At 70.5% G+C, this 16261-nt stretch carries 12 protein-coding genes; 8 read left to right on the top strand and 4 right to left on the bottom strand.

Going from position 1 to position 16261, the window contains the following annotated elements; translation table 11 throughout:
- Positions 1-97: 97 nt before the first annotated feature.
- Complete coding sequence (locus tag ACIPW5_RS10590; protein ID WP_401243180.1) at positions 98-2125, bottom strand: hypothetical protein; 2028 nt, start codon at positions 2123-2125, stop codon at positions 98-100.
- Positions 2126-2482: 357 nt separating this feature from the next.
- Between ACIPW5_RS10590 and ACIPW5_RS10595 the strand changes: the two genes are divergently transcribed.
- The 6 genes from ACIPW5_RS10595 (at position 2483) to ACIPW5_RS10620 (ending at position 11997) form a co-directional block, all read left to right on the top strand.
- Positions 2483-4012 carry a leucyl aminopeptidase gene (locus ACIPW5_RS10595; protein WP_401243182.1) on the top strand — a complete coding sequence of 510 codons (1530 nt, stop codon included), beginning with the start codon at positions 2483-2485 and terminating at the stop codon, positions 4010-4012.
- 341 nt (positions 4013-4353) lie between these two features.
- Positions 4354-5742: a dihydrolipoyl dehydrogenase gene (lpdA, locus tag ACIPW5_RS10600; protein ID WP_125595533.1), complete on the top strand. Its 1389-nt coding sequence runs from the start codon at positions 4354-4356 to the stop codon at positions 5740-5742.
- A 53-nt stretch (positions 5743-5795) separates the two neighbouring features.
- Complete coding sequence (sucB, locus tag ACIPW5_RS10605) at positions 5796-7565, top strand: 2-oxoglutarate dehydrogenase, E2 component, dihydrolipoamide succinyltransferase (RefSeq protein WP_401243185.1); 1770 nt, start codon at positions 5796-5798, stop codon at positions 7563-7565.
- A 199-nt stretch (positions 7566-7764) separates the two neighbouring features.
- Positions 7765-8391: a GntR family transcriptional regulator gene (locus tag ACIPW5_RS10610; protein ID WP_401243845.1), complete on the top strand. Its 627-nt coding sequence runs from the start codon at positions 7765-7767 to the stop codon at positions 8389-8391.
- 289 nt (positions 8392-8680) lie between these two features.
- Entirely contained in the window at positions 8681-11362 is a 2682-nt protein-coding gene (gene aceE, locus ACIPW5_RS10615) for a pyruvate dehydrogenase (acetyl-transferring), homodimeric type (protein ID WP_401243188.1), read from the top strand.
- A gap of 113 nt (positions 11363-11475) precedes the next feature.
- On the top strand, positions 11476-11997 hold the full coding sequence (locus tag ACIPW5_RS10620; RefSeq protein WP_401243847.1) for a DUF4240 domain-containing protein: 522 nt from the start codon (positions 11476-11478) through the stop codon (positions 11995-11997).
- An 8-nt stretch (positions 11998-12005) separates the two neighbouring features.
- Here ACIPW5_RS10620 and ACIPW5_RS10625 read toward each other — a convergent pair whose 3' ends face one another.
- Entirely contained in the window at positions 12006-12776 is a 771-nt protein-coding gene (locus tag ACIPW5_RS10625; protein ID WP_401243191.1) for an SDR family NAD(P)-dependent oxidoreductase, read from the bottom strand.
- Between the two features lie 85 nt (positions 12777-12861).
- Between ACIPW5_RS10625 and ACIPW5_RS10630 the strand changes: the two genes are divergently transcribed.
- Positions 12862-13515: a TetR/AcrR family transcriptional regulator gene (locus ACIPW5_RS10630; RefSeq protein WP_401243194.1), complete on the top strand. Its 654-nt coding sequence runs from the start codon at positions 12862-12864 to the stop codon at positions 13513-13515.
- A gap of 43 nt (positions 13516-13558) precedes the next feature.
- Here the strand turns inward: ACIPW5_RS10630 and ACIPW5_RS10635 are convergent, their stop codons facing one another.
- On the bottom strand, positions 13559-13834 hold the full coding sequence (locus tag ACIPW5_RS10635; RefSeq protein ID WP_401243197.1) for a hypothetical protein: 276 nt from the start codon (positions 13832-13834) through the stop codon (positions 13559-13561).
- Between the two features lie 152 nt (positions 13835-13986).
- Positions 13987-15396, bottom strand: a complete 1410-nt coding sequence (gene glnA / locus ACIPW5_RS10640; RefSeq protein WP_401243199.1) for a type I glutamate--ammonia ligase — start codon at positions 15394-15396, stop codon at positions 13987-13989.
- Between the two features lie 184 nt (positions 15397-15580).
- Between glnA and ACIPW5_RS10645 the strand changes: the two genes are divergently transcribed.
- Positions 15581-16048: an RDD family protein gene (locus ACIPW5_RS10645; protein ID WP_401243201.1), complete on the top strand. Its 468-nt coding sequence runs from the start codon at positions 15581-15583 to the stop codon at positions 16046-16048.
- Positions 16049-16261 lie beyond the last annotated feature (213 nt).

A 16261-nucleotide genomic window follows, 5' to 3' on the forward strand; every position in this document is an offset into this window, starting at 1 on the left:
GGCTCTCGGTGCCACGTGTGCCGCGCGAGGGCGTACGGGCGGTACGGGCAGTACGGCGGTACGCCTCGCGCGGGGTGGTGCGGGTGGTGCGGGCGGGTCAGAGGAGCTTGAGCGTGACCTGCGACTGGAGCACCTCGGGAGCCGTCCAGGCGGAGCGGGTGCCGGCGTAGGCGGTGCCGAAGTCGGCGGTGCCGAGGAGCAGCTGCTTCTTCGTGCCGTTCGGGGCGGTGACCGGGGCGACGACTCCGGAGGGCGCCTTGACGACGACGTCCTTGCCGATCCGGTAGGCGGTCACCTTGCCGTCGGCGACGGCCTTGTTCCAGGCCGCGCGGCGCTGGAACTCGACGCCGGTGTCCTTCATGCTCTGGTTGACGATCGGCGCGCTGGCCGCGAAGAGCCCGCGGTAGGTGTCGAGGACCTTGTTGAGCACCGGGTAGAGGGTGCGGTCCTCGGCGAGGTTGGCCTGGTGGACGTAGTGCGGGCGCGGGTCGTTGGCGAGCACGTGGCGCATGGCGGTGCGGGCCTCGGCCGGGACGATGTAGTCCAGGTAGCCGGTGTTGACGTCGAGCGGGGCCGGCAGGCAGGTGGAGGTCGCCGGGTTGTCCTCGCAGATGCCGCTGCCGCCGTGGGCGCGGCTGGTGTAGATCCAGTTGTACTCGTCGGCCATCTCCGCGTTGGTGCCCGTGTTGTAGTACACGTTCATCGGGTGGCGGGGGACGGTCAGGGCGGCGCCGACGGCCCGCTGGTCGGGTTCGCGGGAGTTGTCGCTGCCCGCCCACTTGACCCCGTTGTCGGCGAGGGCGCCGGCCAGGTTGGGGTTGTCCTGCGGCTGCTGCGGAAGGGTCTTGAGGCCGGAGTGCTCGCCGGTGACCAGCTCGGAGCGGTCGACGGTGATGCCCTTGGACGCGGCCCAGTTGTTGTTGTCGCGGATCTGCGCGGAGATCTCGGCGCGGCTCATCCAGGTCACGGCGCCCTGGGCGTTCTTCGCGCAGGTCCAGGGGCTGACGGCGGTGTTCTGGGTGCAGCCGAGGAACGGGTGCGTGTAGGTGTGGTTCATCCAGCGGTACTTGGCGCGGTCGGCGACGAGCTGGGCGGTCAGCGCGTCGGTGCCGCCGTTCTCGGCCTTCCACTCCTCGCCGGCGCCCGCGTTGAAGAGCATGTCCAGCTTGAAGTTCTTGGACGTCTGCCACTGCGCCGCGTACTGGGCGTCGGCGGCGGTCATCCGGATGGTGCTCTCCTTGCCCTCGCCGCCCGCGCAGGCGTAGTCGCCGGGCGTGCAGTTGAGCTCCTTGCTCCAGCGGGCGTCCGGGGCGAAGACGTCGTCGACGTGGACCGCGAAGTAGCTGCGCTCCTGGCCGAGGTGGACGCCCTGCGTGAGCCATTCGACGATGCCGCGGGCGAGCAGCCGGAACTGCTGCTGGTACTGGTTGTAGCCGAAGGTGACGACGAGTTCGCTGCGTCCGTCGTGGGTGTACTCGCCGACGAGGGAGGCCCGGCCGCCGCCGACGGGGGCGTCGAGGTAGCTGGTGTAGCCGGTGCGCGGCTTGCCCATGAAGCCGTAGCTCTCCGGAACCATGGCGGAGTTGTCCTCGAAGGTGACCTGACCTGCGAGGTAGCCGAACGGGCCGGCCTTGCCGGCGGCGGTGACGGCGGCCTGGGTGCCGTCGAGCTGTCCGCTGAAGCCGCCGTTGTCGGTGTATTCGAGCCCGACCCCCGGGTGGGCCCAGGTGTAGGCGTCGACCTGGCGGATCCCGTACGTCGTCTCGTACGCGGCGAGCGCCGCCATCTCGGCGGAGCCCTCGCCGAAGGGGTTCTCGTTGGGCAGCACGACCCCCTGGTACTTGGCCCGGGGCCGGCCGTCGACCGTGTCGGCGAGGAACGCGGCGTTGATGACGGGGCGGCCGGCACTGGCCAGGTCCACCTTGGTGTAGGGGACGCCGGTGTCCTTGAGCTGCGCGGTGATCGCGCCGACGGAGCTGCCGCCGTCGTCGACGACCAGGACCTTGAGGTCGATGCGCGGTGTCGCGTCCGCCGCCTCGGCGGTCGCGGCGGGTACTGCCACGGACATCAGGGCTGCCGCCGCCATTGCCGCGGCGGCCCTGTTCATCCGGTTCTTGTTGACCATTTCGGCCTTCCCCCCGCAGGCATCCCTCGACGTCGGCCCATGGCGGAAGCCGGGCCGGGGAGGCACTGTGGAAAATCATGCAAAAGGACCCCACGTCCTCTTGCGAGAGTGATGCGAGTCTCTCGGACCCCGTCAGCTCTAAAGGGCAAACCTGGAGCAGAGTCCACAGATGGGTGAACCCGATGGCGCATTGATCGAACAACTTGACAAACCTTGTAGTGGCGTACGGACGACTACCTGCGCGTAGGCTCGTTTCCGGCGGCCGCCGGGCCCGAATACGATCGCTGCGGAGCGGCCGGTGACCCCGACGCGACCCAAGCGCCCACTAACACAAAACGGAAGCGAGACTTCACCACCGTGACTGCTCTGACTCTCAGCACTGCCGGCGCGGCGACGCTGCGCGCCGACGCCCTCGTGGTCGGCGTCGCGAAGGGCCCGAAGGGGCTCGTCGTGGCCGCCGGCGCCGAGGCCGTGGACAAGGCGTTCGACGGAAAGCTCGCCGGCGTGCTCGAATCGCTCGGCGCCACGGGCGCCGAGGGCGAGACCACCAAGCTGCCCGCGCCGGCCGGCCTCAAGGCCCCGGTCGTGCTGGCGGTCGGCCTGGGTGCGGCCCCTGAGCAGGACGAGTCCTTCGACGAGGAGGCCCTGCGCCGCGCCGCCGGCTCCGCCTCCCGCGCGCTGCACGGTTCGAAGAAGGCCGCGTTCGCCCTCCCCCTGGACGACGCCTCCGCCGTCACCGCCGTCGCCGAGGGTGCGCTGCTGGGCGCGTACGCCTTCACCGCCTACCAGGGCGGCGAGAAGAAGGCCGCGAAGAACAGCGGCCCCAAGCAGCCGCTGGCCGAGGTCGCCCTGCTCGGCGCCAAGCCGCGCGACAAGGAGCACAAGGCCGCGGCCGAGCGCGCCGTCGTCGTCGCCACCGAGGTCAACGTCGCCCGCGACCTGATCAACACCCCGCCGAACGACCTCACCCCCGAGGCCTTCGCCGCCGTCGCCTCCGCGACCGCGAAGGAGAACGGCGTCAAGGTCCAGATCCTCGACGAGAAGGCCCTGGTCAAGGGCGGCTACGGCGGCATCATGGGCGTCGGCAAGGGCTCCGAGAACCCGCCGCGCCTGGTGAAGCTCACCTACACCCACGCCAAGGCGGAGAAGCACCTCGCCTTCGTCGGCAAGGGCATCACGTACGACTCGGGCGGCATCTCCCTGAAGCCGGCCGGCCACAACGAGACGATGAAGTGCGACATGGCCGGCGCCGCCGCCGTCTTCTCCGCCGTCATCGCCGCCGCCAAGCTGGGCCTCCAGGTCAACGTCACCGGCTGGCTCGCGCTCGCCGAGAACATGCCCTCCGGCTCCGCCACCAAGCCCGGCGACGTGCTGCGCATGTACAGCGGCAAGACCGTCGAGGTCCTGAACACGGACGCCGAGGGCCGCCTGGTCCTGGGCGACGCGCTGACCAAGGCCTCCGAGGACAACCCGGACGCGATCGTCGACGTCGCCACCCTGACCGGTGCCATGGTGCTGGCGCTCGGCGACCGCACCTTCGGGATCATGGCCAACGACGACGCCTTCCGCACCTCGATCCACGAGATCGCGGAAGAGGTCGGCGAGGCCTCCTGGCCGATGCCGCTCCCCGAGGACCTGCGCAAGACCATGGACTCCCCCACCGCCGACATCGCCAACATGGGCGTGCGGATGGGCGGCGGTCTGGTGGCCGGCCTCTTCCTCCAGGAGTTCGTCGGCGAGGGCATCACCTGGGCGCACCTGGACATCGCGGGCCCGGCCTTCCACGAGGGCGCCCCGTACGGCTACACCCCCAAGGGCGGCACCGGCTCCGCCGTGCGCACCCTGGTGCGGCTGGCCGAGCGCACCGCCACGGGCGACCTGGGCTGACGCACCCGTTCCCGCCGCGCGGGCGGCCCGGGTACCACCCCGTGAGACGCCCCGTGTGACGTGCGGCGCGCCCCGGGACCCCGATCGGGGTCCCGGGGCGCGTTCGCTCTGGAAGAAACGTCGAGGATCAGTAGGTTTCTACGCACGGGTAACCCGGATCTCGGGCAGAACGACGGTCCACACCCGGGGCCCGGCGTCCCGCGTTCCCCCGACAAATGCGAAGATGGGTTCTCGGCAGGACAGGGCCCCCACCACAGGGCCGAAGAAACAAGCGGCCGATTACCAGCCGCCGCCCGGTCACAGAGGACCGGTGCCCGGCGCACATGCATGGAGGACGTGACGTGGCGAACGACGCCAGCACCGTTTTCGACCTAGTGATCCTCGGCGGTGGCAGTGGCGGTTACGCCGCGGCTCTCCGCGCATCCCAGCTGGGTCTCGACGTTGCGCTGATCGAGAAGAACAAGCTCGGCGGCACCTGCCTGCACAACGGCTGCATCCCCACGAAGGCTCTGCTGCACGCCGGTGAGATCGCCGACCAGGCGCGCGAGGCCGGACAGTTCGGTATCAAGGCCTCTTTCGAGGGCGTTGACATCGCAGGTGTGCACAAGTACAAGGACGAGGTCATCTCGGGCCTGTACAAGGGCCTCCAGGGCCTGGTCGCCTCCCGCAAGGTGACGTACATCGAGGGTGAGGGCCGTCTGTCCTCCCCGACCTCCGTCGACGTCAACGGCCAGCGCATCCAGGGCCGCCACGTCCTGCTGGCGACCGGCTCCGTGCCGAAGTCGCTGCCGGGCCTGACCATCGACGGCAACCGGATCATCTCCTCGGACCACGCGCTGGTCCTGGACCGCGTGCCCCAGTCCGCGATCATCCTGGGCGGCGGCGTCATCGGCGTCGAGTTCGCCTCGGCGTGGAAGTCCTTCGGCACCGACGTCACCGTCATCGAGGGCCTCAAGCACCTCGTCCCGGTCGAGGACGAGAACAGCTCCAAGATCCTTGAGCGTGCCTTCCGCAAGCGCGGCATCAAGTTCAACCTGGGCACCTTCTTCCAGTCGGCCGAGTACACCGAGACGGGTGTCAAGGTCACGCTGGCCGACGGCAAGACCTTCGAGGCCGAGGTGCTGCTGGTCGCCATCGGCCGCGGCCCGGTCTCCCAGGGCCTGGGCTACGAGGAGCAGGGCGTCGCGATGGACCGCGGCTACGTCCTGGTCGACGAGTACATGCAGACCAACGTGCCGACCATCTCGGCCGTGGGCGACCTCGTCCCCACCCTGCAGCTCGCACACGTCGGCTTCGCCGAGGGCATCCTCGTCGCGGAGCGCCTGGCCGGCCTGAAGGCCGTCCCGATCGACTACGACGGTGTCCCGCGCGTCACGTACTGCCACCCCGAGGTCGCCTCGGTCGGCATCACCGAGGCCAAGGCCAAGGAGATCTACGGCGCGGACAAGGTCGTCGCCCTGAAGTACAACCTGGCGGGCAACGGCAAGAGCAAGATCCTGAAGACCGCGGGCGAGATCAAGCTCGTCCAGGTCAAGGACGGTGCCGTGGTCGGCGTCCACATGGTCGGTGACCGGATGGGCGAGCAGGTCGGCGAAGCCCAGCTGATCTACAACTGGGAGGCCCTGCCGGCCGAGGTCGCGCAGCTCATCCACGCGCACCCGACCCAGAACGAGGCCCTCGGCGAGGCCCACCTGGCCCTGGCCGGCAAGCCGCTGCACGCACACGACTAATCGTCACGGGCGCGACGACCACTTCCGCACTTTCGTTAGGAGCAACTGAAACCATGTCGGTTTCCGTAACCCTTCCGGCGCTCGGCGAGAGCGTCACCGAGGGCACTGTCACCCGTTGGCTCAAGGCCGAGGGCGAGCGCGTCGAGGCTGACGAGCCGCTGCTCGAGGTCTCGACCGACAAGGTCGACACCGAGATCCCCTCCCCCGTCTCCGGCATCCTGGCCTCCATCAAGGTCGCCGAGGACGAGACCGTCGAGGTCGGCGCCGAGCTGGCCGTCATCGACGACGGCTCCGGCGCTCCGGCCGCCGCTGCCGCCCCGGCCGCCGCCGAGGCCCCCGCGGCTCCGGCCGCTCCGGCCCCCGTCGCCGAGGCCCCGGCCGCCCCCGCACCGGCCGAGACCCCGGCCCCGGCCGCCGCTCCGGCGGGCGCCGCCTCCGGCACCGACGTCGTGCTGCCCGCGCTGGGCGAGTCGGTCACCGAGGGCACCGTCACCCGCTGGCTGAAGGAGGTCGGCGAGTCCGTCGAGGCCGACGAGCCGCTGCTCGAGGTCTCCACGGACAAGGTCGACACCGAGATCCCCGCCCCGGTCTCCGGCACCCTGCTGGAGATCCTGGTCGCCGAGGACGAGACCGCCGAGGTCGGCGCCCGTCTCGCCGTCATCGGTGTCGCGGGCGCGGCTCCGGCCGCCGCCCCCGCCGCTGCCGCTCCGGCTCCGGTCGCCCCGGTCGCCGCCCCGGCTCCGGTCGTGGCCGCCCCGGCCGCCGCCGCTCCGGCTCCGGTCGCCCCGGCCGCCCCCGTGGCCGCTCCGGCCCCGGTCGTGGCCGCTCCGGCCGCCCCGGCCCCGGTCGCCGCTCCGGCTCCGGTCGCCCCGGCCGCTCCCGCCGCCGTCTCCGGCGACGAGGGCGCGTACGTGACCCCGCTGGTGCGCAAGCTCGCCTCGGAGTCCGGCGTCAACCTGTCCACGGTCACGGGCACCGGTGTCGGTGGCCGCATCCGCAAGCAGGACGTCCTGGCCGCCGCCGAGGCCGCCAAGGCCGCCGCCGCCCCGGCTCCGGCCGCTGCCGCTCCGGCCGCGAAGGCCCCGGCCGCCGCGGTGTCCGAGCTGCGCGGTCAGACGGTCAAGATGACCCGCATGCGCAAGGTCATCGGCGACAACATGATGAAGGCCCTGCACTCGCAGGCGCAGCTCAGCTCCGTGGTCGAGGTGGACATCACCAAGATCATGAAGCTGCGCGAGAAGGCCAAGGCCGGCTTCCTCGCCCGCGAGGGCGTCAAGCTGTCCCCGATGCCGTTCTTCGTCAAGGCCGCTGCCCAGGCGCTGAAGGCCCACGCGGTCGTCAACGCCCGGATCAACGACGACGAGGGCACCATCACCTACTTCGACTCGGAGAACATCGGCATCGCCGTGGACTCCGAGAAGGGCCTGATGACCCCGGTCATCAAGGGTGCCGGTGACCTCAACCTGGCGGGCATCTCCAAGGCCACGGCCGACCTGGCCGGCAAGGTCCGCGGCAACAAGATCACCCCGGACGAGCTGTCCGGCGCGACCTTCACCATCAGCAACACCGGTTCCCGCGGTGCGCTGTTCGACACGGTGATCGTTCCGCCGAACCAGGTCGCGATCCTGGGCATCGGTGCCACGGTCAAGCGCCCGGTCGTCATCGAGACCGAAGAGGGCACCGTCATCGGCGTCCGCGACATGACGTACCTGACCCTGTCCTACGACCACCGCCTGGTGGACGGCGCGGACGCGGCCCGGTACCTCACCGCCGTCAAGGCGATCCTCGAGGCCGGCGAGTTCGAGGTCGAGCTCGGCCTGTAAGGCCAAGGCGCGCAGGGAACTGCCGCTTGCGGCGCCCCCGTCCGGATTCGTCCGGGCGGGGGCGCCGTCGTTGTACCCCCGTTGTAACGAGCCTCACCCTGCGTCCCGGACCGCGAACGCATCGGAGCAGGCCACGACGGCCGTATTGTCTACGCATCAGGCCCCGAGTGTCCGCACACACAGGAGTTGAAACCCGATGATCACCCCACCCGTCGTGCACTCGCTGCGCGAGCAGATCCGCGAGCACATCGTGGAGGGGATCGTCAGCGGCCGCTGGAAGCCCGGCGAGCGGATCGTGGAGCGGCGGATCGCCGTCGAGCTGGAGGTCAGCCAGACGCCCGTGCGCGAGGCGCTGCGCGAGCTGGAGACGCTGCGGCTGATCGAGTCGGCGCCGAACAAGGGCGTCCGCGTGCGGAACCTCTCGGCCGCGGACCTGGAGGAGATCTACCCGGTCCGGGCCGGCCTGGAGCAGATCGCGGCCGAGCTGGCCGCGCCGCGGCTGGCGTCCGACTGCTCGGCCCTGGAGCCGCACGTGGAGGCCCTGTGGGAGGCCGACCGGACCCAGGACGGCACGGCGCAGGTGCGGCACACGGTGGGCTTCCACCGGGAGATGGTGCGGGCGGCCGGGAACAGCGTGCTGCTGCACACCTGGGAGAGCCTGGGCATCGAGGTCTTCACCGCCCTGTCCATCCGGTGGCTGGGAACCGTCCAGAAGTCCTACGCGGAGGAGCACGAGGCCCTCGTCGCGGCGTTCCGCAGCCAGGACCCGGATATCGGGGTTCTGGTGAAGCGGCACGTCCTGGGCTGCGCGCCGCGCAGCGCCTGACTCACTCCCGACGCCTTCGACACCGCCCTGACCTGCGGCTTTTAGCGATCCTCCAGTGAATCGCAGCCCCGGTGGCATGTACTGATGAAGCAGGCACCGGGTGCCTGGGTTCATGGCACCGGGTGCCGACTTTTGTCACACCGACGATTATTCGTCACTTTTATTTGATCGATCATCGATCAGGGATTTACAGTCACTGCGGGCCCCAACCGGGTCCATCGACCCTGTCCTGCCCGTCAGGGTTTTCTTCACCACCTCCTCTCCTTTGTCCGGAAGGCGGCGCACACCGATGTCCGACCCCGTAGGAAAGCTTCCGAGCGAGCTCGACCAGCTCCCGGACCGCGACACCGAGGAGACCGCCGAATGGGCGGCCTCCCTGGACGCCGTCGCAAAGGCCGCCGGTACGCGCCGCGCCGAATACCTGCTCCGCCGCACCCTCCAGCACGCCGAGGCCGCCGGCCTCGCCCTGCCGAAGCTGCTGGAGACGGACTACGTCAACACCATCCCCACCTCCGCGGAGCCCGAGTTCCCGGGTGACCAGGAGATGGAAGCCAAGATCACCGCCTGGAACCGCTGGAACGCGGCCGCCATGGTGACCCGCGGCTCCAAGTACGGCGTCGGCGGCCACATCGCCACCTTCGCCTCCGCCGCGTGGCTGTACGAGACCGGCTTCCAGCACTTCTTCCGCGGGAAGGAGGCCGACGGATCGGGCGACCAGCTCTACATCCAGGGCCACGCCTCCCCCGGCATCTACGCCCGCGCCTTCCTCGACGGGCGCGTCTCCGAGCAGCAGCTCGACAACTTCCGCCAGGAGTCCGGCGGCAACGGCCTGCCGTCCTACCCGCACCCGCGGCGCCTGCCGTGGCTGTGGGAGTTCCCCACGGTCTCCATGGGCCTCGGCCCGCTCTCCGCGATCTACCAGGCGCGCTTCAACCGCTACCTGCAGAACCGGAACATCAAGGACACCTCCAACTCGCACGTCTGGGCCTTCCTCGGCGACGGCGAGATGGACGAGCCCGAGTCGACCGCCGCCCTGGCCCTGGCCTCCCGCGAGCAGCTCGACAACCTGACGTTCGTCATCAACTGCAACCTGCAGCGCCTCGACGGCCCGGTCCGCGCGAACTTCCGCGTGGTCCAGGAGCTGGAGGCCCAGTTCCGCGGCGCCGGCTGGAACGTCATCAAGACCCTGTGGGGCACCGCCTGGGACGAGCTGTTCCAGCTCGACACCACGGGCGCCCTGGTACGCCGCCTGCGCGAGGTACCCGACGCGCAGTTCCAGACGTACGCGACCCGCGACGCGGCCTACATCCGCCAGCACTTCTTCGGCGCCAACGCCGAGCTCGTCGCCCTCGGCGCCCTGCTCTCCGACGCCAAGATCGCCGAGTGCTTCCACACCTCCCGCGGCGGCCACGAGCCCCGCAAGGTGTACGCCGCGTACAAGGCCGCCCTGGAGCACAAGGGTGCGCCGACGGTCATCCTCGCGCAGACCGTCAAGGGCTACACGCTGGGCGCCGGGTTCGAGTCGAAGAACGCGAACCACCAGATGAAGAAGCTGACGATCGACGAGTTCAAGGACATGCGCGACCTCCTTGGCCTCCCGATCCCGGACAGCGCCTTCGCCGACGGCAAGGTCCCGTACGGCCACCCGGGCGCGAACAGCCCCGAGGTGCAGTACCTGAACGAGCGCCGCGCGGCCCTCGGCGGCCCCGCCCCGGCCCGCAAGGTCCACCACGTGGCCCTGCCGGCTCCGGCCGACCGCTCCTTCGCCCCGCTCATCAAGGGTTCCGGCAAGCAGGAGATGGCCACCACCATGGCCTTCGTCCGCCTCGTCAAGGACCTGATGCGGGACAAGGAGACCGGCAAGCGCTGGGTGCCGATCGTCCCCGACGAGGCCCGCACCTTCGGTATGGAGTCCCTCTTCCCGTCGGCCGGCATCTACTCGCCGCTGGGCCAGACGTACGAGCCGGTCGACCGCGACCAGCTGATGTACTACAAGGAGGCCAAGGACGGCCAGATCCTCAACGAGGGGATCACCGAGGCCGGCGCCATGGCCGACTTCATCGCCGCCTGCACGTCGTACGCGACGCACGGCGAGCCGATGATCCCGTTCTACATCTTCTACTCGATGTTCGGCTGGCAGCGCACCGCCGACCAGATGTGGCAGCTCGCCGACCAGCTCGGCAAGGGCTTCATCGTCGGCGCCACGGCCGGCCGCACCACGCTGACCGGTGAGGGCCTCCAGCACGCCGACGGCCACTCGCACCTGATCGCGTCCACGAACCCGGCGTCGCTCAACTACGACCCGGCCTTCGCGTACGAGATCGCGGTGATCGTCAAGGACGGTCTGCGCCGGATGTACGGCGAGCAGCCCGAGGACGTCTTCTACTACCTGACGGTCTACAACGAGCCGAAGGTGCAGCCCGCGATGCCCGAGGGCGTCGAGGAAGGCATCATCAAGGGCCTGTACCGCTTCAACACGGCCGCCGCCCTGGAGGCCGCCCCGGCCGCCGACGCCCCGAAGATCCAGCTGATGGCCTCGGGTACGGCGATCCACTGGGTCCTGGAGGCCCAGCAGCTGCTGGCCGCCGACTGGAACGTGGCCGCCGACGTGTGGTCCGCCACCTCGTGGGGCGAGCTGCGCCGCGACGCGCTGGAGTGCGACGAGGCGCTGCTGCGCGGCGAGGAGCGCACCCCGTACGTGACCCGCGTGCTGGAGGGCGCCCCGGGCCCGGTCCTGGCGGTCTCCGACTGGATGCGCCAGGTCCCGGACCAGATCAGCCAGTGGGTCCCGCAGGACTACACCTCGCTGGGTACGGACGGCTTCGGTCTGTCCGACACCCGTGAGGGTGCCCGCCGCCACTTCGGTGTCGACGCCCAGTCGATCGTGGCGGCCTCGCTGGCCCAGCTCGCCCGCCGCGGCGAGGTCCCGGCGTCCGCCGTCAAGGAGGCCCGGGAGCGCTACGGCCTCTGAGCCCCGCGCGACCGACACGACGAAGGCCGGTGTCCACCCCCGAGGGGGTGGACACCGGCCTTTGGCCGTACGAGCGGTGGCGACGCGGGCAGGGAGCCGTGATGCTGGATCCCGTGATGGACGAGACGGAGTTCTGGGAGATCGTCGACCGTACCCGCGAGGCCGCCGAGGGCGACCCCGAGGAGCATGCCGAGCTGCTCGTGGAACGGCTGGCGCAGCTCGATCCCGACTCCGTGCTGGATTTCGCGCGGCACTTCGAGTCCCGGTACAACCGGGCGTACACCTGGGACCTGTGGGGCGCGGCGTGGGTGCTGCTCGACGGAGCGAGCGACGACGCGTTCGACTACTTCCGGTGCTGGCTGATCGGGCAGGGCCGGGAGGTCTTCGAGGGCGGGGTGCACGACCCGGACCGGCTGGCGGAGCTGCTGGGCGAGTTCGACGAGGAGATCGACGGGGACGGCGAGGAGCTCGGGTACGCGGCCGACGAGGCGTACGAGCAGCTCACCGGGGTGGTGGCCCCGGACCTGGGCATCCCGTTGCAGGCGGAGGAGCCGGAGGGCACCCCGCTGGACTTCGAGAACGAAGCCGTGCTGGCGGAGCGCTTCCCCCGGCTCTGGGACCGCTTCCGGCCCTAGGAAGCGTCCTAGTAGTGCGTGCCGCCGTCGATGCGGATCTCGGTGCCGGTGATGAAGGCGCCGTCCTCGGAGCCGAGCATCGCGACGACGCCGGCGACGGTCTGCGGGCCGGCGAAGCCCTGGCCGAGGGCCGGGGCGAGCTTGGCGAACAGGCTCCAGTCGGTGTCCTCGGGCAGGCCGGGGCCGGTGCCGGTGGTCATGCCGCTCTCGATGGAGCCGGGGGCGACGGCGACGAAGCGCAGGCCCTGCTTGCTGTACTCGGCGGCCAGGGCGTGGGTCATGGACTGGATGCCGCCCTTGCTGGCCGCGTAGGCGGACATGTAGGGGTGGGCGAAGCTCGCCGAGGTGGAGCTGAAGTTGACGACGACGGGCTGCTCGCCGGCCAGCAGTGCCGGGATCGACTCGCGGATCATCAGGAAGGTGCCGGTCAGGTTGACCGAGATCACCTGGTTCCACAGGTCGAGCGTGGTCCGGGTGGTGTGTGCGGAGCGCAGGATGCCCGCCGCGTTGACCAGGACGTCGATGCCGGTGAGGGCGTCGACGGCGGCGGCGACGCCGGTCTTGACCGCGGCTTCGTCGGATATGTCCAGGACTGCGGTGGTCAGCCGGCCGCCGTGGCCTGCGGCGGCCGCCTGTTCGGCGGTGGCCTTCAGGCCGGCCTCGTTCACGTCGACGGCGTGGACGCGGCCGCCCTCGGAGAGAATGCGGTGGACGGTGGCCTGGCCGATGCCCGAGCCGCCGCCGGTGATGAGGACGCGACGTCCTTCGTAACGGTTCATGGGGCGAGCGTACCGACTACGTGGCACGTTTTGCCAGAGTGGCGCAGAATGCATTCTCCAGCCGGTCCTGGCGTAGGCTTCACCCGTGAGATCTCCCCGCCCGTACTCCCCCCAGGCCGGCCCCGGAACCCAGTCGCTGACCGAGCGCCGCAAGGCCGCCACCCAGCTGGACATCGCCCGCGCCGCCTGCGAGCTCTTCGCCGCGAACGGCCCCGACGGCACCACCGCCGAGGACATCGCCCACCGGGCGGGGGTCGCGCTGCGCACCTTCTACCGCTACTTCCGCAACAAGCAGGAGGCCGTGGCCCCGCTGCTGGCCGGCGGCGGCGACGCCTGGCGGGCACTGCTCGCCGAGGAGCGCCCGGGCACGCCCCTGGCGGAGGCGCTGGAACGCGCCGTGACGCGCTCGCTGAGCGACTCGCAGGCCGTGGAGGAGGGTTTGGAGGTCACCCGCGGCCTGCTGCGCGCGGCCGCCTCCGACGAGGCGCTGCGGGCGGTCTGGTACCGGGTGAACCAGGACTCCGAGGAGCGCCTGGTCCCGGTGGTGGCCCGGCTGGCGGGCCCGGAGGCGGACCCGATGTCCGTACGCCTGCTCGCGGCGGCCGCCACGGACGCGATCCGGGTCTCACTGGAGCTCTGGTCCGCCGGCGACGCCCCGGTCGCGGGCCCCGGCTCCCCCGCGGACCTCGCGGTCCGTGCCCTGCGCGAGCTGACCGGCGCGATGCCCCTGCTCCGCTGAGCGCGGGACAGGGGCACCGTGAGCACGCGGGCCGGACGGAGGTTCAGCGCCAGCCGCCCCAGTCGTCGTCGTACCAGTCGCCGTGGCCGTGCCAGTTGGCGTTGTCCCAGCGGCCCCAGTCGTTGTCGTTGTACCCGCGGTCGTGGTCGCTCCAGCGGCCGTTCCCGCCACAGTCGTCATCGTCCCAGTGGTTCGAGTGGCGGTAGTCCGAGCGCGAGTCCCAGCCACCGTCGTGGGCAGAGGCGTTCGCGACCGGCAGCAGACCCAGGGTGAGTCCGGCGGCCCCGGCGACGAGGGCTCCGACGATCCTACGGCGCATTTTCACGCACCTCCGAACATGTATCTCTTATCGGGCTTTTAGGTCCTATCAACCGTTACTCCGGTCGGGCGCGCTGTCAAAAGCAGAAGGCCCCCGCCACTCTCCGAAAGAGAGCGGCGGGGGCCTTCCCTGCCTACGCTGACCTGGGCTTCTTACAGGTCGAAGTAGAGCTCGAACTCGTGCGGGTGCGGGCGCTGCGCGATCGGGGCGATCTCGTGCGTGCGCTTGTAGTCGATCCAGGTCTCGATCAGGTCGGGGGTGAAGACACCACCGGCGAGGAGGTACTCGTGGTCCTCCTCCAGGGCCTTGAGGACGTCCTCGAGGCTGGTCGGGACCTGCGGGACGCTCGCGTGCTCGTCGGGCGAGAGCTCGTAGAGGTCCTTGTCGATCGGCTCCATCGGCTCGATCTTGTTCTTGATGCCGTCGAGGCCCGCGAGGAGCAGCGCCGCGAAGGCGAGGTACGGGTTCGAGGACGGGTCCGGCGCGCGGAACTCGACGCGCTTGGCCTTCGGGTTCGAGCCCGTGATCGGGATGCGCATGGCGGCGGAGCGGTTGCGCTGCGAGTACACCATGTTGACCGGCGCCTCGAAGCCCGGCACCAGGCGGTGGTACGAGTTCACCGTCGGGTTGGTGAAGGCGAGCAGCGACGGGGCGTGCTTGAGGATGCCGCCGATGTAGTAGCGGGCGGTGTCCGACAGGCCCGCGTAGCCGGCCTCGTCGTAGAAGAGCGGCTCGCCGCCGGTCCACAGGGACTGGTGGACGTGCATGCCCGAGCCGTTGTCGCCGAAGATCGGCTTCGGCATGAAGGTCGCGGTCTTGCCGTTGCGCCAGGCGACGTTCTTCACGATGTACTTGAAGAGCATCAGGTCGTCGGCCGCGGCCAGCAGCGTGTTGAACTTGTAGTTGATCTCGGCCTGGCCGCCGGTGCCGACCTCGTGGTGCTGGCGCTCGACCTGGAGGCCCTGGGCGTCCAGCTCGAGGGAGATCTCGGCGCGCAGGTCGGCGAAGTGGTCGACCGGGGCGACCGGGAAGTAACCGCCCTTGTAGCGGACCTTGTAGCCGCGGTTGTTCTCCTCGGAACCGGTGTTCCAGGCGCCGGCCTCGGAGTCGATGTGGTAGAAGCCCTCGTTCGCGGAGGTCGCGAAGCGCACGCTGTCGAACACGTAGAACTCGGCCTCGGGGCCGAAGAACGCGGTGTCGGCGATGCCGGTGGAGGCGAGGTAGGCCTCGGCCTTCTTGGCGATGTTGCGCGGGTCGCGGCTGTAGGCCTCACCCGTGATCGGGTCGTGGATGAAGAAGTTGATGTTGAGCGTCTTGTCCTTGCGGAACGGGTCCAGGCGCGCGGTGGTGATGTCGGCGCGCAGCGCCATGTCGGACTCGTGGATCGCCTGGAAGCCGCGGATCGAGGAACCGTCGAAGGCAAGCTCCTCCGCCGGGTCGAACGCTCGCGCCGGGATGGTGAAGTGCTGCATCACACCAGGCAGGTCGCAGAAGCGGACGTCGACGAACTTGACGTCGTTCTCCTCGATGTACTGCTTCACTTCGTCGGCGTTCTTGAACATCCAACTCCTCCTACTCCCGGTCCCGGGGCAGGGACGGGCTTTATAGCTCGTGGTGCGTCAGTGCGGTGCCGCACGCTGACCGACCATAAGCAGACGGGATTTCCCAAGCATGACCCATTTGTTTCGCACAAGTTAACCAGGGTCCGGTCCAGGTCCCGTGGAGGAGCACCGGTACCGTGGTGGAGTGGACAACAGGCAAGCAATCGGTTCCTGGCTCTCCGGCCCGCGCGCGGCCGCCGAGGAGATGGGCGTCGACTTCGGCTATCCGGGCCAGCGGCTCGGCCTGCCCCAGTCGGGACCCGGCTCCGCGGCCCGTTTCGGGCGCCGGCTCGGTGCCGTCCTCATCGACTGGATCGGCTGCCAGCTGATCGCGTACGGGCTCATCACCCAGGGCGACCTGGGCGCCGCCGGGAACTGGACGCTCGCGCTCTTCCTCTCCCTGACCCTGCTGACCGTGGGCACCGTGGGATTCACCCCCGGCAAGCGGATGCTCGGCCTCCGGGTGGTCGGGCAGGGCGGCGGCCGTCTGAGCATCCCCCGCGTGGTGCTGCGGACCCTGCTGCTGGCCCTGGTCGTCCCGGCGCTGATCTGGGACCGCGACGGGCGCGGACTGCACGACCGCCTCGCGGGCGCGGTGCAGGTCCGGATCTAGCGGTACACCAGCCGGACACCGCCGCCGGCGGGTAATGGAGTGCAGGGGTGCCACGCACCCCGGCGGCCGTGGCCGGAACGCGCCGCTCGCGCACACCGGCTCGTATACACACAGGGGCGGGGGGGGGGGCCCGGGGGCGGGGGGGGGGCCGGGGGGGGGGGGGGGCGGGGGGGGGGCGGGGCGGGCGGGCGGGGCGCGGCGGGGGCGGGGGCG

Source organism: Streptomyces sp. NPDC090077, assembly GCF_044747545.1.
In the GTDB taxonomy this organism is placed as follows: domain Bacteria; phylum Actinomycetota; class Actinomycetes; order Streptomycetales; family Streptomycetaceae; genus Streptomyces.